Genomic DNA, 16,855 nt, shown 5'->3' on the forward strand with positions numbered 1-16,855 from the left:
CGAAGGAAAACACACGCTCGGCACGTCAAGCAGCCGGACTGATTTCAACGCGGCGGGCTTCCTTGTTATCGGCGCCGCCCGTGATGGTTTCCGGTTTCTTCAACACAATGCGGTCTTCCGACACGCCCGCGGCCTTCAACGCGTCGCGCACGGCTTGCGCGCGGCGCTTGGCGAGATCGGCGTTCTGGTCGGCGTTGCCGGTCGCGTCGGTGAATCCCGACAGCGCGATCTTCGCGTCCGGATGCGCCTTCGCGTAGGCCGCGGCGGCGTCCACCGCGCTCTTCGCGTCGGCGGGCAGTGCGTCCTTGCCCGTCTCGAAATAGATGCTGGCGGGCAGGCCGGCGGCTTGCGACGCCTCCGCGCCCGATGCAGCCGGCGCGCTCGCTTCAGCTGCAGCCGGCGCGGCGCTGGCCGCTTCCGGCGCAGATGCCGCCGCCGCCGTGCCGCCACCTTCGGGCATCTTGCCCGCCTTGGCGTCGATCACTTGCTTCGGCTGCAGCAGGTCGCCGGTGTGGTTGCTCCAGCTATTACGCTCGAACGTGACGACCGACGCGATCTCGACATCGTTCAGCACGCCCTGCCACGGCGGCATCGCGCCCTTGCCGTGCAGCACGATATTCAGATGCCCGGCGATCGAGCCGTTCGCGATCTTCGAGCCGTCGAGCGCCGGGAACTGGCCCGCACCCTTGCCGGTCGGCTGGTGGCAAACCGCGCAGTTCGACGAATAGACCTGCTGGCCACGCGCCATCAGTTCGTCCTTGGTGTAGGTCTTGAGCGGATCGTCCTGACCTGCTGCCATCTTCTTCTTTTGCGCATCGACCCACTTCGCGTAGTCGTCAGCCGACAGCACTTCGACCACAACGGGCATGTACGCGTGCTCCTTGCCGCACAGTTCCGTACAGAAGCCTCGATACGTGCCCACCTTCTCGGCCTTGAACCAGGTGTCGCGCACGAAGCCCGGAATCGCATCCTGCTTCACGCCGAACGCCGGCACATACCACGAGTGCACGACGTCGTTCGCCGTGGTGATGATGCGGATCTTCTTGTCGACCGGAACGACGAGCGGGTTGTCCACTTCCTGCAGATACAGCGTGGAAATCGGCTTCTGGCCGTTCACTTCGCTGCGCGGCGTGGCGAGCGTGGAGAGGAAGCTGATGCCCTCGCCCGGACCCTTCACGTAGTCGTAGCCCCACTTCCACTGGTAGCCGGTGACCTTGACGGTGAGGTCGGCGTTCGACGTGTCCTTCATCGCGACGACGGCCTTGGTTGCCGGCAGCGCCATCAGAATGACGATGATGAACGGCGCGATCGTCCAGATGATTTCGACAGTGGTGCTTTCGTGAAAGTTGGCCGGCTTGAAGCCCTTCGACTTGCGATGCATGAACATCGAATAGAACATCACCCCGAACACGCCGATGAAAATGACGGTACAGATGATGAGCATGAAGATATGGAGGCCGTAGAGCTCCTCGGCGATCTTCGTCACAGGCGGCTGGAAGTTGATCTCGTTGACAGCGGGACCGCCTGGACTGTTTTCGACCGCCAGGGCCGCGCCGGCGGAAAGCAGTGCGCCTGCCGCCAGCACGCCCGAGAGGGCTCGCTTGATTGTTTTCATAGCATCCTTACCCAAATTTTCCATTCAAACCCTCGACCCCCGTGGCATCGCGCGGCCGCCGGCTCCTCTCAGAGGCGTCTCAGCGACGCCTGTAGCTCGGCAGCAAACTGTTTGCGACGATGCTGTGCAAGGTGTTGCCCGATTTTCACCGATTGACCGCGCGATACGATCGTGAGCGGCTCTCTCGGCGTCGCGCCCGCTTCGACCCGCACCCAGCGCGGGTTGAACTCGAACTGCGTCAGCACTTCGGCGTTCATCTGTTCGATCAACAACCGGTTTTGATACAACCGGATTCGTTCGTAGTCGACCGCATGGCGCGCGTAAATCACGAACGCGACACCCACGACCGCCAGTTCGACTCCGGTGAACGGCAGCACCAGCCAGGCGCCGTTCAGAAAAAGCGACATTGCGATTGCCAGCGAAACCAGCGCAAGCGACATATAGAAGCCCACGAACTGACGCGGCGAAACCGAGCAGTTGCGCTTCATCAGCCAGTCCTTGATGACCGGCTCGGACTCCGTCAGCGTCTGGCTGGCTTGCATCGCTGCCTCCATCAATCCGCACGCAATCACACATATTTGCTCGGATTTCGCCCAAATTTGTGTCGGTCCGGGTGACAAACTGACGCATTATAGGCGTCTTGGGTGGCATCCACAAGCAAGGGTCGTAACGTCGCAAACCCAAGCGCCACAAGCTTCTGCGCCTTTTTGACGCACCTTTTTGCGCCGTTTTCGAGCGCAAATCTCAGACATAACTCCCGCCCTCTTTACCGCCTCGACGATTCTGCTTACAGCTTCCTTTTCGGACCGCGCCCGATATCTTCGAGCCGCACGATGCCGTGTCCTTCGGCCGTCGTGCGCGGCACTGCCTTCCATGCGTGGCCGTAGATCACCTCGAATGTCAGCGGGATCGTGCCGTCGTCGCGGCGCAAGGCTTCCAGCGCCTGATGAACCGCGCCGCGCAAGGCGTTCGGGTCCGCGCGGCCTGCCTCGAACGCGCGCGCGAACGGATAGGCGCCCCAGCGCGTCACGTCGGCGAACAGCGACTCGGGCGATTTATATGTGATGGTCAGGGCTTCCTGATCCATCACCGGAATTTCGAAGCCGCTTTCCACCAGCATGTCGCCGAGATCGTGCATATCGACGAAATCGATCGTGTGCGGCGCGGGCGCCAGGCCAAGCGTGCGCTCCGCTTCGCGATATGCGGCGCGGAGTTCGCGCAGGGTGTCGGGGCCGAACGTGCTGAACATCAGCAGGCCGTTCACTTTCAGCACACGCTGCCATTCGGGAAAGACGAGATCGGGACGCGCATGCCAGTGCAGCGCGAGATTCGACCACAGCAATTCGAACGCTTCCGAGGCGAACGGCAGCGCGGAAAAATCGGCCTGCGCGAGTTGCGGGCCGCGCGCGCCGAACGCCTTCGCGAGCGTCGTCGGCAGAAAGCGGCGCCAGCCGGCGTCGCGGTCGGTGTCCGCGGCTTCGGCGGCGCGGGCGCGCGCGAGCATCGCGGAAGAAATATCGACGCCGGTCACCGACGCCTCGGCAAAACGTTCTCTCAATCCGCCCAGATCCGCTCCGACGCCGCACGCCGCATCAAGGACGCGCACCGGCGCGACCTTGATGTATTCGAGCCGCTCGCGCATGCGCTGCGCGATTTCGCGCGGCAGAAACGCGACCTCGTCGAAGGCGGCGGCGCGACCGTCGAAGATCTCGCGCAAACGGCGCGGATCATAGGCCGGACGGCTAGTTTTGGAGGACGTGGGGGACATGTCGATCTTTTCGCAGAGAGTGCGAAGTATACTCGGTCGTCTCGAAAACGACCCACCCGAAGTGCTGATACGAGGCATAAACGCGTCGTGAAGCGCAACGAATGCGCGTGTTTAGCGCTTCGAGCCGTGATTTTCCCGAACCCCGCCGTCATGAATACCGACAACATGCGTCTTCCGTTACGAACGCCCTTCGCCGTGCGCGTCGGCGCGCGCGTGCGTGGACTCGTCGCGGCGGCCAGACGCATCGGCGGATTCGCGCTTCCGAGCCAGTGCGCGCTATGTGGCAATTTGTCGCAAGGGCTGTTGTGCAGCGGCTGCGACGCGCAGTACTGGAACGAGGCGCGCGTGCGCTGCGCGACCTGCGCGCTGCCGCTCGATGCGTCGCATCGGCGGCGCGTGTGCGAAGACGTGCGCGCGCACTGCGCCGCCTGTCTCGAAGCGCCGCCTGCGTTCAACGACACGCTCGCGCTCGCCGACTATCGCGCGCCGCTCGACACGCTCGCCGTCGAGCTGAAATTTCGCGCGCGGCTCGCGGTGGGTGCGGAATTCGCGCGGCAATTGCATGCGCTTTTCGAGAGCAGTAATCTGCCCGCTCCGGACGTGATCGTGCCGGTGCCCTTGTCGCGAGTACGGCTTGCGGCGCGCGGTTACAACCAGGCATGGGCCATCGCGCGACCGCTCGCGCGCCGCATCGGCGTGAATGGCGATGCGACACTGATCGCGCGCGTGCGGCATACATCGGCGCAATCGCGACTCGATCAGGACACGCGACGCCGCAATGTCGCGAGCGCGTTCGCGATCCGGGGCGATGTGCGCGGCAAACACATAGGCGTCGTCGACGACGTGATGACCTCGGGCGCGACGCTCGACGCACTCGCGCGCACGCTCAAGCTTGCCGGCGCGCGCCGCGTCACGAACTTCGTGGCGCTGCGCACGCCGAAAGATTAATCACCTTCACAGTCAGCAATCCATGTTCAACGTCGTACTCGTCGAACCCGAAATTCCGCCGAACACCGGCAACGTAATCCGCCTGTGCGCGAACACGGGCGCGCGTCTGCATCTGATCGAGCCGCTCGGCTTTCCACTCGACGACGCAAGAATGCGCCGCGCCGGTCTCGACTATCACGAGTACGCCGAAATGAACGTACATGCGAACTGGGACGCTTTCATCGCGAAGGAAGCGCCCGACGCGACGCGCATGTTCGCTTTCACTACGCGAGGGTCGACGCCGTTCTTCGATCACGCGTTCCGCCCCGGCGACTGGTTCGTGTTCGGCGCGGAAACGCGTGGCCTCGCGCCCGAGTTGCTGGAGCGTTTTCCCGGCGAGCAACGCGTGCGTCTGCCGATGCGTCCCGGCAACCGCAGCCTGAATCTGTCGAACACGGTGGCGATCGTGACGTTCGAAGCGTGGCGTCAGGCCGGCTTCGAAGGCGGCGCCTAAGCCTGAGTCGCGTCGAGCTCGGCTTTGTATAGGGCGAACTGTCGGCCTGAAAGCAGGCGAATATGACGCGCTTCAGCGCAGGCGTGGAAGGTAAGGTCTCGATGACCGTGCGAACCGCGATCTGCACGGCCTGCTCCGGCGGAAAGTGATAGATGCCGCAACTGATGGCGGGAAACGCGATCGACTCGCAGCCCGCTTCTTCAGCCAGTTCGAGCGCCCGCCGGTAGCAACTCGCGAGCAGTTCCGGCTCGTTCTTCTTGCCGCCGCTCCAGCGCGGACCGACCGCATGAATCACGTGCTTCGCGCGCAGATCGTGGCCGGCGGTGATCTTCGCGTCGCCGGTTTCACAGCCGCCGAGCGTCGCGCACTCGCGCAGCAGGCCTTTGCCCGCCTTGCGATGAATCGCGCCATCGACGCCGCCCCCGCCGAGCAGCGACTTGTTCGCCGCGTTGACGATGGCATCGACATCGAGCGTGGTGATATCGGCGACCTGCGCTTCGAGCTGGACCATCGCACACCTCCTTGCGGACGAACGCGGCGGGCGCTGCTATTCCGCCTTCGCGTCCCGGCTGAGCAGCGCCTGCACGGCGTCACGCGGCGTCACGTGGTCGAAGAGCACGCGGCATACCGCCTGCGTGATCGGCATTTCGATACCGCGCGATTGCGCCAGCGCCAGCACGGCGCGTGCGCAACGCACGCCCTCCGCGACATGGCCGAGCGCCGCGAGAATCTCGTCGAGCGTGCGTCCGCTCGCGAGCTGCATGCCGACCGTGCGATTGCGCGACAGATCGCCCGTCGCGGTGAGGATGAGATCGCCGAGCCCGGTCAAGCCTGTGAAGGTTTCGGCGCGACCGCCGAGCGCGACGCCCAGCCGCGACATTTCCGCGAGTCCGCGCGTGATCAGCGCGGCGCGCGCGTTCAGGCCGAGGCCGAGGCCATCGGAAATCCCGGTCGCGATCGCGAGCACGTTTTTCACCGCGCCGCCCACTTCGACGCCGATGACATCGTCGCCGGTATAGATGCGCATCGCGCCATGATGAAACGCCGCGACCGTGCGCGCGCTCAAATCCGCCGAGGCGCTCGCGACCGTCAGCGCGACCGGCAGGCCCTGCCCGACTTCACGCGCGAAGCTCGGGCCGGACAGCGTGCCGTTGCTGCGGTGCTCGGGAAGCTCGGCCGCGACGACCTCATTGGGCAGACACTGCGTATCGGCCTCGAAGCCTTTGCAAAGCCAGACGATATGCGCCGGCACGACGCCGGCCTGCTTCATCGCACGGCACAGATCACGCAGGCCGGCGACGGGCGTCGCGACGACGCACAAGGCGTCGTCCGCCGCGGCGTGCGCCAGCGCGGAGGCGAAATCCGTCTCGAAGACGAGCGCGTTCGGCAACGCCACGCCTGGCAGATAGCGCGTGTTTTCGTGCGTGCGGGAAAGAGATTCGATGAGCGCGGCATCGCGCGCCCAGAGCTTCGTGTCGTGCCGGGTCGCGAGGTGGCCCGCAAGTGCGGTGCCCCACGCGCCGGCGCCGAGAACGGCTACTTTCATGCTCGGCTCCGGTCGGCAGAGTCAGGGGAAACTACTTAGTGCTTCGAGCCGTTCGCCGCGCCGTCCTGAGCGCCCGCGAGCTGAGCAATGCGCTGCTCGTACAGCGCCTGGAAGTTGATTTCCGCGAGGTGGATCGGCGGGAAGCCGGCGCGCGTGATCGCGTCGGCGATATTCGAGCGCAGATACGGGAACAGGATGGTCGGGCACGCAATGCCGACGAGCGGATCGATCTGTTCGGCCGGAATGTTGCGGATATCGAAGATGCCTGCCTGCTTCGCTTCGATCAGGAATGCGACCTTGTCGCTGACCTTCGCCGTGACCGTGCCGGTGACCAGCACTTCGAAGACGCTTTCCGCGAGGCGGTCGGCCTTCACGTCGACTTCGACTTCGACCGACGGCATTTCCTGCTCGAGGAAAATAGCCGGCGAATTCGGCTGCTCGAGCGACATGTCCTTCAGGTAGATGCGCTGGATGTTGAAAAACGGCTGATTGTTCTCGTCGGACATAGTGATTTCCCAGGTATTTCAGTAAGCGGCGCGCGAATCTGCATGAAACGCGCGACGCGTGTGTGCCGTCAGGCCGATTCGAGCAGCGGCACGAGGCCGCCCTTGCGGTCGAGCGCGGAAAGATCGTCGTAGCCGCCGACGTGCGTTTCGCCGATATACACCTGCGGCACCGTGCGCCGCCCGGTGCGCGTCATCATTTCCTCGCGCCGGCCCGGCTCACGGTCGATCAGGATCTTCTCGATGCTTTCGACCCCGCGGGACTTTAAAAGACGTTCGGCCATCTGGCAATACGGGCACACGACCGTGCTGTACATGACAACCTTTTTCACTTGACTGCTCCTTGTTTCACCACCGGCATGCCTGCTTTTTGCCAGGCGTCCACTCCGCCTTGCAAAACGTGGACCTCGGCGTAACCCGCCTCGGACACGGTGCGGCTCGCACGCTGCGACTCCTGACCGGTTTGGCAAACGAGCACGACCGGATTGCTCTTATTCTTCGCGATCTGGCCGATTTTTGCTTGGAGCTCCGAAACCTCGATATTGCGCGCGGCCGGCAGATGGCCTTTGGCGAACTCGGCGGCGGGCCGCACGTCCACGACGACCGCGTTGCGCCGGTTGATGAGCGTGGTCGCCTCGGCCGCCGAGACGCCGCCGCGTCCGCGCCGCGTGATGGCGGGCCAGAGGAGCAGCGCGCCGGAGACGAGCGCGATGACGATGAGTGCGATGTTCTGGTATTCAGTGAAAAACTTCACGTCGAGGGCCGCCGAAATTTAGTAGGAAAGGAAGAAAGGGAAATGAGGGCAATCGGAGCATTATAAAATAACCGTTTCCCGCGATGGCCTCCGCCGTCCGGCCGATGGCCGCGCCCCGCGCGCAAGGGCAGAATGACGGGGCGCGACCGGCACACCGCTTTTTCAACTGACCGACCGAAATCATGTACAAGCTAGTGCTCATCCGCCACGGCGAATCAACGTGGAACAAGGAAAATCGCTTCACCGGCTGGGTCGACGTCGATCTCACCGAGCAGGGCAACCGCGAGGCGCGCCAGGCCGGCGTGCTGCTGAAGGAAGCCGGCTATCAGTTCGACATTGCCTACACGTCGGTGTTGAAGCGCGCGATCCGCACGCTCTGGCACGTGCAGGACGAAATGGACCAGATGTATATCCCGGTCGTGCATTCGTGGCGCCTGAACGAGCGCCACTACGGCGCGCTCGCGGGCCTGAACAAGGCCGAGACCGCCAAGAAGTACGGAGACGATCAGGTCCTCGTCTGGCGCCGCAGCTACGACACGCCGCCGCCCGCGCTCGAACCGGGCGACGAACGCGCCTCCTACAACGACCCGCGCTACGCGAAGGTGCCGCGCGAGCAGTTACCGCTGACCGAGTGCCTGAAAGACACGGTCGCGCGCGTGCTGCCCATCTGGAACGAGTCGATCGCGCCGGCCATCAAGTCGGGCAAGCAGATCGTGATTTCGGCGCACGGCAACTCCATCCGCGCGCTGGTCAAGTACCTGGACAATATTTCCGACGCCGACATCGTCGGGCTGAACATCCCGAACGGCGTGCCGCTCGTCTATGAACTCGACGAGAACCTGAAGCCGATCCAGCACTACTATCTGGGCGACCCGGAAGCCATCGCGGCAGCGCAGGCAGCCGTCGCCAAGCAGGGCAAGGCTGGCTGACGCGACATCACGGGCCGGCGTGAGCCGGTTCCCGAAGAAATCCTGCCGACGAGGGCGCCGTGAGAGGCGCCCTCGACGCATGTGGCGCGCGGCTGACGGCTCGCCAGCGGCATCGACAGAATCTCGAAATACGTGCGCAACCCTACGCTGACGGCCGCCAAAGCTTCAGGCATTTAAGTTGCGTTTAAGTCGTCAAACAAGGTGAACGGGTATACTGGCCCGTCACCTACGATGCAGCTCATCCGATTCCGACCGCACTCCTCTATGCGAAAGAACCTGAAAAACTTCGGCCTGGTCGCCGTTGGCGTTGCTGCCGGCGCACTTGCAACCCTGCAGATTTCCGCGTCCGCCCAGCAATCCGCCTCATCGCCGCTCCCTCTCGACCAATTGAGGCTCTTCGCCGAAGTTTTCGGGCAAATCAAGCACGAGTACGTCGAACCGGTCGACGATAAAAAGCTCCTCACCGCCGCCATCAAGGGCATGGTGTCGAGCCTCGACCCGCACTCGTCCTACCTCGACAAGACCGATTACGAAGAACTGCAGGAGCAGACCAAGGGTCGCTTCGCAGGGTTGGGCATCGAAATCTCGTCGGAAGACGGGCTCATCAAGGTCATCTCGCCGATCGAAGACACGCCGGCGTTCCGCGCCGGCATCCGTCCGGGCGACCTGATCACGCGCATCAACGACAAGCCGGTGCGCGGCATGACGCTCGATAAAGCCGTGAAGCAGATGCGCGGCGAGCCGGGCACCAAGGTCACACTGACCATCTTCCGCAAGAGCGACGACCGCACCTTCCCGCTCACCGTCACGCGCGCCGTGATCCGCGTGCAGTCGGTGAAGATGAAGGTGCCGGAGCCGGGCTACGGCTATATCCGCATCACGAGCTTCCAGGAACGCACGGTGCCGGACCTGGCCGCCAAGCTTCAGGATCTCGCGCGCCAGCAGCCGAACCTGAAGGGCCTCGTGCTCGACCTGCGCAACAACGGCGGCGGCCTGCTGCAAAGCGCGGTCGGCGTCGCGGGCGCGTTCCTGCCGGATAACGCCGTCGTCGTATCGACCAATGGCCAGATCGCTGACGCGAAGCAGACTTTCCGCGACACCTACGACAACTACCGCCTGCCGTCCTTCGATTCCGATCCGTTGAAGAACGTGCCGGAAATCTTCAAGAAAGTGCCGATGGTCGTGCTGACCAACGCCTATTCGGCGTCGGCATCAGAGATCGTCGCGGGTGCGCTGCAGGATCATCACCGCGCGCTGATCGTCGGCAAGACGACCTTCGGCAAGGGCTCGGTGCAGACCGTCCGTCCGATGACCGCGGACAGCGCGCTGCGCCTGACCACGGCTTATTACTACACGCCGAGCGGCAAGTCGATCCAGAACCAGGGCGTGCGCCCGGACGTTCCGGTCGATCAATACGCGGACGGCGATCCGGACGACGCGCTCGTCACGCGCGAAGTCGATTACTCGAATCACCTCGCGAACACGCAGGACCCGAACGAGAAGAAGGAGCAGGAGCAGCGCGAGGCGGATCGCCTGGAGCAGTTGCGCATTCTCGAAGAGCAGAACGACAAGAAGACGCCGGAGCAGCGTCGCAAGGACCGCGAACGCAAGCCGGTCGAGTTCGGCAGCGCGGACGACTTCATGCTCCAGCAGGGTCTGAACAAGCTCGAAGGCAAGCCGGTCATCGAGTCGAAGTCGTACAGCGAACGCAAGCTCGCGCAGAACAAGCCGCCGCGCTCGGCATCCGCGCCGGTGGTCGCGCCGCCCGCGCTGCCGGCCACGCCGGGTTCCGCGCCGGCGCCGGGTTCCTCGCCGGCTTCGGGCTCCCAACCGGCTTCGGCGCCGACCGCGCAGCAGCAGTCGAAGTAAGCGCGTCCTGGTTGCACAAAAGGGCTTCGCGGCATGTGCCGCGAAGCCCTTTCTCTTTGGCGCAGCCTCTCTCTCTTCGGCGCGCTTAGAATGTCACGTTCCGGCGCGCCGATCTTACGGCGTTCCTTTCGCAGCCGACTCCGCGATGAACGACGATCAACTCCTTCGCTATTCCCGCCATATCCTCGTCGATGAAATCGGCATCGAGGCGCAGCAGCGCTTTCTCGATGCGCATGCGCTCATCGTCGGCGCGGGCGGTCTCGGCGCACCTGCCGCGATGTATCTCGCGGCTGCGGGCGTCGGCAAGATCACGCTGGCCGACGCCGATACCGTCGATCTCACGAACCTGCAGCGGCAGATCGTGCACATGACGCGCTCGGTCGGCGCACCGAAGGTGGAATCCGCGCGCGAAACCCTGAACGCGCTCAATCCCGATATCGAAGTGATCGCCGTGAACGCACGCGCCGACGCCGCCTGGCTCGACGCGAACGTGCGCGGCAAGCACGTCGTGCTCGATTGCAGCGACAACTTCGCGACCCGTCACGCGATCAATGCGGCCTGCGTCGCCCACGGCGTGCCGCTGGTCTCGGGCGCGGCCTTGCGCTTCGACGGCCAGATCAGCACGTTCGACTTCCGCGCGCCCGATTCGCCGTGCTACGCGTGCGTGTTCCCGCCGGATCAGCCGTTCGAGGAAGTCGCCTGTTCGACGATGGGTGTGTTCGCGCCGACCGTCGGCATCATCGGAGCGATGCAGGCGGCGGAGGCGCTGCGCGTGATCGGCGGCTTCGGCGAGACGCTCGCGGGACGGCTGATGATGCTCGACTCGCTGCGCATGGAGTGGAACACGATGAGAATCGCGCGGCAGCCGGATTGCCCGGTCTGCGGCGCGCGTCGCTGATTCAGCGGTTCAGATCTTCTGCAAGGCCGCGAGCGCGGCCAGCAGTTCGTTGGGCTCGTAAGCCGCGAGCACATCGGCGACCGGCTTCTCGAATGCCTTCAGATTCGAGCGCAGAATCTCCTGCTTCACGACGAGCAGCTGGCTCGGGTGCATCGAGAACTCGGTGAGCCCGAGACCGAGCAAGAGACGCGTGACAGCGGGATCGCCGGCCATTTCCCCGCAAACGGACACCGGCACGCCCGCGCGCTTCGCCTCGCGCAACGTGAATGCGATCAGGTTCAGCACCGCCGGATGCAGCGGATCGTAGAGATGCGCGACGGCGTTGTCCGCGCGGTCGATCGCGAGCGTGTACTGGATCAGATCGTTCGTGCCGATGGAAAGGAAATCGAGCCGGCTCAGGAACAGCCGCACGGCAATCGCCGCGGCCGGAATCTCGATCATCGCGCCGACCTGAATCTGACGGTCGAACGCGACGCCCTCTTCGTCGAGCTGGCGCTTCGCCTCGCGGATCAGATCGAGCGTCTGGTCGATCTCCTGCGCGTGCGCGAGCATCGGAATCAGGATCTTGGTCGGGCCGAACGTCGACGCACGCAAAATGGCGCGCAACTGCGTGATGAACATCTGCGGCTCGGACAGGCTCCAGCGGATCGCGCGCAGCCCGAGCGCGGGGTTCGGCGCGGTCTCGTAGCCGTCGCCGCCGCCCATGGAATCGAGCGGCTTGTCGGCGCCCACGTCGATGGTGCGGATCGTCACGGGCTTGCCGTTCATCAGCTCGATCGCGCGCTTGTACGCTTCGAACTGCTCCTCTTCCTCCGGCAACTGGTTCTTGTGATTCATGAAGAGGAATTCGGTGCGGAACAGGCCGACGCCCATCGCGCCCGCTTCCACTGCAACCTGCGCATCCTCCGGCAGTTCGATGTTCGCGCACAGTTGAATCTTCGTGCCGCACAGCGTTTGCGTCGGCGAGAACTTCAGGCGCTGGAGCTTGCGCTGCTCCAGAACCTTCTCGCTTTGCCGATACGAATATTCTTCGAGGACGATCGGCGCCGGATCGACGATCACGATGCCATGGTCGCCGTCGACGATGATGAGATCGTTCTGCCGGATCAGCACGCTCGCCTGCTGCACCCCGACGGATGCCGGAATGCCCAGACTGCGCGCGACGATCGCCGTATGCGACGTGCGCCCGCCCAGGTCCGTGACGAAGCCCTTGAACGCCTGCGTCTTGAACTGCAGCATGTCGGCTGGCGCGATGTCGTGCGCGACCACGATCATTTCGTTGTGGCCGTTGCTCACGGCCGTATGCACGACGAGCGACGCCGCCGTGGGCGAACCGGCGAGCGCTTTTAGCAGGCGCTCGACGACCTGCTCGACGTCGGCCTTGCGTTCGCGCAGGTATTCGTCCTCGATTTCATCGAAATAGCCGCCGAGGATTTCCAGTTGCTCGGTGAGCGCCCACTCGACGTTGTAGCGGCGCGTGCGAATCAGATCGATGGTTTCCTGCACGAGCATGGCGTCGTTCAGAATCATCGCGTGGACATTGATGAACGCGCCCATTTCGCTCGGCGCGTCGGCGGCGAGATCTTCACGCAGCGCGTCGAGCTCCGCGAGCACGGCCGCCTGCGCCTCGTACAGGCGGGCGATTTCTGCGTCGATCTGATCGGGTTCGATCAGGTAATGGTCTACGTCGAGCGCCGCCGGCGCGATCAGATACGCGCGCCCGATGGCGATGCCGCGTGAGACGGGAATTCCATGCAGCGTGAACGACACGCGCACCTCCTCTAGTTTTGACTGTCCGCGGCCTCTCAAGCCCCCTCGGCGGGCGCCAGCCGCGCGCCCATTATAGATTCGAATGCTTCGTTAAGTCCCTGAACACACGGTCGCGGCAGGGCCGGAACGGTTTACGCTAAATAACGCGAACCCGTCTCGCGAATATGAAAAAAGCCGCGTCGATGCGCGGCTTTCTTCAGAATTCGATACGGCGACGGAACGCTTACTGCCCTTCCCCGAATTTGTCGGCGATCAGGGCGAGGATGGCTTGCATGGCTTCGGCTTCATCGGACCCTTCGGTTTCGATCGTCACTGTGCTGCCGATGCCCGCCGCCAGCATCATCACGCCCATGATGCTCTTCGCATTGATCCGGCGACCGTTGCGGCTCATCCAGATTTCGCATTGAAAATTGCCCGCCAGTTGTGTGAGCTTCGCCGATGCGCGTGCGTGAAGCCCCAGCTTGTTCACGATTGTTGTTTCTTGTTGCAGCATGATGCTCCGAAGCGCAGGTTGGATGAAATAGCGGCGTCAGTGGCTCGCGGCCTTCGCGCTGACCAGATCGGCGCTGGCCGAGCATGCCGGATCGGGCGATCCGGCGGCTTTCGTCGCGAGCGCGCACGGATTGAGCGGCGTGGAGGAATCGAGTTCCTGAATGCCCTTCGAGCCGCCCTGGAGAATCTTTTCGGTGAGCGTGTCGAGCGGCGTCGCGCGGTAACAGACGGCGCGCACCAGCATGGGCAGATTGCAGCCGGCGAGCACGCGCACGTCGGTATCGTGCAAGCTCGCCGCGATGTTCGCGGGCGTCGCGCCGAACACGTCGGTCAGGACGATCGCGCCGTTCTCTTCCTTCAGACGGTCGATTTCCGAGCGCGCAAACGCGCGGACCTCGACAGGATCGCAGTCGGGCATCACATCAATGACACCGATGCGCGCGGGCAAGCCGCCATAAATATGTGCGACGCACTCGCGCAGCGCGGTGGCGAACGGGGCGTGCGCGATGATCAGAATGCCAGCCATGTCAGATGAAAAGCCTCAAGCGACAATTTAGCGACAAAAATCAGACGAAATCGTCGGAGATCGCTCGAAAATGCGCGAGCGTCGCATAACTCGAAGTTGGGCGCGCGGCGCGGGAAAATCAACCGCCTTCCACTGTGCCTGCCATCAGCTTCGATTTCTCCAACCTAGCTTGCGCCTTCGTGCTTAACCGTGCTTCAAGACGCAATCGCGCCCCAAAATCGCGGGCGCGAGACGTCAATTCTAACAGTGTCTTGGACGCGAGTTTGGCCCGACGCCACGCGCGGAATCAGCTGACCGCGCGCTCGAGTGCGTCGATGAACATGCCCGCGACGTCGAAGCCCGTCTGGTCCATGATCTCGCGGAAGCACGTCGGGCTCGTGACGTTGACCTCGGTGAGATAGTCGCCGATTGCGTCCAGCCCCGCGAGCAGCAGGCCGCGCGCCTGCAGCACCGGCCCGAGCGTCTCCGCAATCTCGCGATCGCGCGCCGAAAGCGGCTGCGCACGGCCCAGGCCACCCGCAGCGAGATTGCCGCGCACTTCGCTGCCCTGCGGAATGCGCGCGAGCGAATACGGCACGGGCTGTCCGCCGATCACGAGAATGCGCTTGTCGCCGTCCTTGATCTCGGGGATGAATTTTTGCGCCATGACGGTACGCGCGCCGTCCTCCGACAGCATCTCGACAATCGAGCCTAGATTCATGCCGTCCGCCTTGACGCGGAACACGCCCATGCCGCCCATGCCGTCGAGCGGCTTGAGGATCACATCGCCATGTTCGGCGTGGAAGGCGCGCAGACGCGCCACGTCGCGCGTGACGAGCGTCGGCGTGACGAACTGCGGCCATTCCGCGATGGCCAGCTTCTCGGAGTGATCGCGGATCGCCTGCGGCTTGTTGAAGATGCGCGCGCCGTTGCGCTCGGCGATTTCCAGCAGCCAGGTGGCGTTCACGTATTCCAGATCGAACGGCGGGTCCTTGCGCATCAGCACCGCGTCGAAATGCGTAAGCGGCAGATGCTCGGCCTGCTCGGCCGCGTACCACGGCCAGCGGTCGCTGTTCGCCTCGTCGCCGACGATCGCGATGCGCCGCACGCCCGCTTCGACCTTCGTGCCCGTCCACGCGAGATGCTGCGGCTCGCACGCGTAGAGCACATGACCGCGCCGCGCGGCTTCGGCCATCATCGCGTAGGTCGTGTCCTTGTAGATCTTGAAGCGATCGAGCGGGTCGGCGATAAAGAGGATGTTCATGAGCGTTTGCTAATTCGGTGCGCGGCCTGCGAGCTTACCGCAAGCCGCCATTTCACACCCGATCACACCTGGATGGCTTCCGGATCGGTCTTTTCGAGCTCGACCGATGCCGCCAGCAGCCCGAGCCGCGCCACCACGCCGTACATGTAGAAACGGTTCGGCGGCGCCGCGCCCGGCTTGGCGTGCGTGTCCGGCAGCGCCGTGTGCTCGAAGCCGAGCGGCACGAAATGCATGCCCGGCGCGTTGAGATTCTGGTCGCGCTCGCGCGACTCGTGCACGCGATAAAAACCGCCGACCACGTAGCGGTCGATCATGTACACGACCGGCTCCGCGACCGCGTTTTCCACGCGCTCGAAGGTATGCACGCCTTCCTGCACGATCACGTCGTGGACCTGCAGGCCTTCCTTCGCGTCGTTCATCCGGGTGCGCTCGCGCTTGGTCAGCGCGGCGACCTCGCTCGCGTCGTGCACGGTCATCACGCCCTTGCCGTAAGTGCCGGCGTCGGCCTTGATGACCACGTACGGACGTTCACTGATGCCGTACTCGCGATATTTCTTCGCGATCTTCTTGAGCACACCGTCGATGGCTTCCGCGAGCGCCTGCTCGCCGGTGCGCGCCTCGTAGTCCACGCCTTCCACGTGCGCGAAATACGGGTTCACCATCCACGGGTCGATTTCGACCATCTTCGCGAACTTCTTCGCGACGTCGTCATAGCAGGAAAAGTGCGTCGACTTGCGACGCACCGCCCAGCCCGCGTGCAGCGGCGGCAGCAGGTATTGCTCGTGCAGATTCTCCAGCACGGGCGGAATGCCGGCGGAAAGATCGTTGTTGAGCAGGATCGAACACGGATCGAAATTCTTCAGGCCCAGACGCCGCGGCGTGCGCTCGAGCGGTTCGAGCACGATCTTTTGCCCGTCCGCGAGCGCGATGGTCACCGGTCCGTGAATGGTTTCGTCGAGCGTGCCGAAGCGGATGTTGAGCCCGGCCTGACGCATGATCAGCGCGAGCCGCGCGACGTTCTCCAGATAGAACGCGTTGCGCGTGTGGCGCTCCGGAATGACGAGCAGATTCTTCGCGTCCGGGCAGATTTTCTCGATGGACGCCATCGCCGCCTGCACCGCGAGCGGCAGCACTTCCTGCGGCAGATTGTTGAAGCCGCCGGGGAAGAGATTGGTGTCGACGGGCGCGAGCTTGAACCCCGCGTTGCGCAGATCGACGGAACAGTAGAACGGCGGCGTGTGCTCCTGCCATTCGAGCCGGAACCAGCGCTCGATGGCAGGCATGGCCTCGAGAATTTTCCGCTCGAGATCGAGCAGCGGGCCATTCAACGCCGTGACGAGGTGCGGAACCATGTGTTACTCGCGAACAGGGGAGGAAAGATTGTAGAGCAATTGCTTTGCCTAATTGGGGATGAACCGCCAATCGACAAGGTTTCCCCCTTGCGGCGCGGCCCTTTCGCGGATTTCCGTGCGATCGGTCCGACAGATCGCGCGCGCGACGC

General features: G+C 64.0%; 17 protein-coding genes and 1 pseudogene. 5 read left to right on the top strand and 13 right to left on the bottom strand.

Going from position 1 to position 16,855, the window contains the following annotated elements:
- Positions 1 to 25 precede the first annotated feature (25 nt).
- From coxB to AWB79_RS01445, 3 genes are all read right to left on the bottom strand, one after another.
- Complete coding sequence (coxB, locus tag AWB79_RS01435) at positions 26 to 1,639, bottom strand: cytochrome c oxidase subunit II (RefSeq protein ID WP_061165586.1); 1,614 nt, start codon at positions 1,637 to 1,639, stop codon at positions 26 to 28.
- Between the two features lie 44 nt (positions 1,640 to 1,683).
- Positions 1,684 to 2,157, bottom strand: coding sequence for a DUF2244 domain-containing protein (locus AWB79_RS01440; protein WP_061165923.1), 474 nt, complete (start codon positions 2,155 to 2,157; stop codon positions 1,684 to 1,686).
- 245 nt (positions 2,158 to 2,402) lie between these two features.
- Complete coding sequence (locus tag AWB79_RS01445) at positions 2,403 to 3,383, bottom strand: methyltransferase domain-containing protein (RefSeq protein ID WP_061165587.1); 981 nt, start codon at positions 3,381 to 3,383, stop codon at positions 2,403 to 2,405.
- 165 nt (positions 3,384 to 3,548) lie between these two features.
- Between AWB79_RS01445 and AWB79_RS01450 the strand changes: the two genes are divergently transcribed.
- On the top strand, positions 3,549 to 4,331 hold the full coding sequence (locus AWB79_RS01450) for a phosphoribosyltransferase family protein (RefSeq protein WP_061165924.1): 783 nt from the start codon (positions 3,549 to 3,551) through the stop codon (positions 4,329 to 4,331).
- Between the two features lie 22 nt (positions 4,332 to 4,353).
- Positions 4,354 to 4,824 carry a tRNA (uridine(34)/cytosine(34)/5-carboxymethylaminomethyluridine(34)-2'-O)-methyltransferase TrmL gene (trmL, locus tag AWB79_RS01455; RefSeq protein ID WP_061165588.1) on the top strand — a complete coding sequence of 157 codons (471 nt, stop codon included), beginning with the start codon at positions 4,354 to 4,356 and terminating at the stop codon, positions 4,822 to 4,824.
- Here the strand turns inward: trmL and AWB79_RS38025 are convergent.
- From AWB79_RS38025 to AWB79_RS01475, 5 genes and pseudogenes are all read right to left on the bottom strand, one after another.
- Positions 4,821 to 5,335, bottom strand: a pseudogene (locus AWB79_RS38025) (O-acetyl-ADP-ribose deacetylase). The gene trmL and the pseudogene AWB79_RS38025 sit on opposite strands and share 4 nt — an antisense overlap.
- A 36-nt stretch (positions 5,336 to 5,371) precedes the next feature.
- On the bottom strand, positions 5,372 to 6,370 hold the full coding sequence (locus AWB79_RS01460) for an NAD(P)H-dependent glycerol-3-phosphate dehydrogenase (RefSeq protein ID WP_061165589.1): 999 nt from the start codon (positions 6,368 to 6,370) through the stop codon (positions 5,372 to 5,374).
- A gap of 35 nt (positions 6,371 to 6,405) precedes the next feature.
- A complete protein-coding gene (secB, locus tag AWB79_RS01465; RefSeq protein ID WP_061165590.1) occupies positions 6,406 to 6,876 on the bottom strand; it encodes a protein-export chaperone SecB in 471 nt (156 codons plus the stop codon).
- Between the two features lie 68 nt (positions 6,877 to 6,944).
- Positions 6,945 to 7,205, bottom strand: coding sequence for a glutaredoxin 3 (gene grxC / locus AWB79_RS01470; protein ID WP_061132821.1), 261 nt, complete (start codon positions 7,203 to 7,205; stop codon positions 6,945 to 6,947).
- Positions 7,202 to 7,627, bottom strand: coding sequence for a rhodanese-like domain-containing protein (locus AWB79_RS01475; protein ID WP_061165591.1), 426 nt, complete (start codon positions 7,625 to 7,627; stop codon positions 7,202 to 7,204). Before AWB79_RS01475 ends, grxC begins: the two co-directional genes overlap by 4 nt.
- Positions 7,628 to 7,809: 182 nt before the next feature.
- On the opposite strand from AWB79_RS01475, the gene gpmA reads away from it, so the two are divergent.
- From gpmA to AWB79_RS01490, 3 genes are all read left to right on the top strand, one after another.
- Positions 7,810 to 8,556: a 2,3-diphosphoglycerate-dependent phosphoglycerate mutase gene (gpmA, locus tag AWB79_RS01480; RefSeq protein WP_061165592.1), complete on the top strand. Its 747-nt coding sequence runs from the start codon at positions 7,810 to 7,812 to the stop codon at positions 8,554 to 8,556.
- A 264-nt stretch (positions 8,557 to 8,820) separates the two neighbouring features.
- Positions 8,821 to 10,425, top strand: a complete 1,605-nt coding sequence (locus tag AWB79_RS01485; protein WP_061165593.1) for a S41 family peptidase — start codon at positions 8,821 to 8,823, stop codon at positions 10,423 to 10,425.
- A 145-nt stretch (positions 10,426 to 10,570) separates the two neighbouring features.
- On the top strand, positions 10,571 to 11,323 hold the full coding sequence (locus tag AWB79_RS01490; RefSeq protein WP_061165594.1) for a HesA/MoeB/ThiF family protein: 753 nt from the start codon (positions 10,571 to 10,573) through the stop codon (positions 11,321 to 11,323).
- Between the two features lie 9 nt (positions 11,324 to 11,332).
- Here the strand turns inward: AWB79_RS01490 and ptsP are convergent, their stop codons facing one another.
- The 5 genes from ptsP to gshA all read right to left on the bottom strand — a co-directional run bounded on the left by ptsP (position 11,333) and on the right by gshA (position 16,706).
- On the bottom strand, positions 11,333 to 13,093 hold the full coding sequence (ptsP, locus tag AWB79_RS01495; RefSeq protein WP_198398954.1) for a phosphoenolpyruvate--protein phosphotransferase: 1,761 nt from the start codon (positions 13,091 to 13,093) through the stop codon (positions 11,333 to 11,335).
- Positions 13,094 to 13,316: 223 nt separating this feature from the next.
- Positions 13,317 to 13,586: an HPr family phosphocarrier protein gene (locus AWB79_RS01500; protein ID WP_061165596.1), complete on the bottom strand. Its 270-nt coding sequence runs from the start codon at positions 13,584 to 13,586 to the stop codon at positions 13,317 to 13,319.
- A gap of 36 nt (positions 13,587 to 13,622) precedes the next feature.
- Complete coding sequence (locus tag AWB79_RS01505; protein ID WP_061165597.1) at positions 13,623 to 14,111, bottom strand: PTS sugar transporter subunit IIA; 489 nt, start codon at positions 14,109 to 14,111, stop codon at positions 13,623 to 13,625.
- Positions 14,112 to 14,397: 286 nt separating this feature from the next.
- Positions 14,398 to 15,354, bottom strand: coding sequence for a glutathione synthase (gene gshB / locus AWB79_RS01510; RefSeq protein ID WP_061165598.1), 957 nt, complete (start codon positions 15,352 to 15,354; stop codon positions 14,398 to 14,400).
- 62 nt (positions 15,355 to 15,416) lie between these two features.
- Positions 15,417 to 16,706, bottom strand: coding sequence for a glutamate--cysteine ligase (gene gshA / locus AWB79_RS01515; RefSeq protein WP_061165599.1), 1,290 nt, complete (start codon positions 16,704 to 16,706; stop codon positions 15,417 to 15,419).
- Positions 16,707 to 16,855: the final 149 nt, after the last annotated feature.

Source organism: Caballeronia hypogeia (genome assembly GCF_001544875.2).
In the GTDB taxonomy this organism is placed as follows: Bacteria; Pseudomonadota; Gammaproteobacteria; order Burkholderiales; family Burkholderiaceae; genus Caballeronia; species Caballeronia hypogeia.

Coding starts and splice junctions, on each gene's coding strand:
- AWB79_RS01490 (WP_061165594.1), top strand. CDS start 10,571: ATGAACGACGATCAACTCCTTCGCTATTCCCGCCATATCCTCGTCGAT.
- AWB79_RS01445 (WP_061165587.1), bottom strand. CDS start 3,383: ATGTCCCCCACGTCCTCCAAAACTAGCCGTCCGGCCTATGATCCGCGC.
- trmL (WP_061165588.1), top strand. CDS start 4,354: ATGTTCAACGTCGTACTCGTCGAACCCGAAATTCCGCCGAACACCGGC.
- secB (WP_061165590.1), bottom strand. CDS start 6,876: ATGTCCGACGAGAACAATCAGCCGTTTTTCAACATCCAGCGCATCTAC.
- AWB79_RS01450 (WP_061165924.1), top strand. CDS start 3,549: ATGCGTCTTCCGTTACGAACGCCCTTCGCCGTGCGCGTCGGCGCGCGC.
- gshB (WP_061165598.1), bottom strand. CDS start 15,354: ATGAACATCCTCTTTATCGCCGACCCGCTCGATCGCTTCAAGATCTAC.
- AWB79_RS01500 (WP_061165596.1), bottom strand. CDS start 13,586: ATGCTGCAACAAGAAACAACAATCGTGAACAAGCTGGGGCTTCACGCA.
- AWB79_RS01440 (WP_061165923.1), bottom strand. CDS start 2,157: ATGCAAGCCAGCCAGACGCTGACGGAGTCCGAGCCGGTCATCAAGGAC.
- AWB79_RS01485 (WP_061165593.1), top strand. CDS start 8,821: ATGCGAAAGAACCTGAAAAACTTCGGCCTGGTCGCCGTTGGCGTTGCT.
- AWB79_RS01505 (WP_061165597.1), bottom strand. CDS start 14,111: ATGGCTGGCATTCTGATCATCGCGCACGCCCCGTTCGCCACCGCGCTG.
- AWB79_RS01460 (WP_061165589.1), bottom strand. CDS start 6,370: ATGAAAGTAGCCGTTCTCGGCGCCGGCGCGTGGGGCACCGCACTTGCG.
- gpmA (WP_061165592.1), top strand. CDS start 7,810: ATGTACAAGCTAGTGCTCATCCGCCACGGCGAATCAACGTGGAACAAG.
- coxB (WP_061165586.1), bottom strand. CDS start 1,639: ATGGAAAATTTGGGTAAGGATGCTATGAAAACAATCAAGCGAGCCCTC.
- gshA (WP_061165599.1), bottom strand. CDS start 16,706: ATGGTTCCGCACCTCGTCACGGCGTTGAATGGCCCGCTGCTCGATCTC.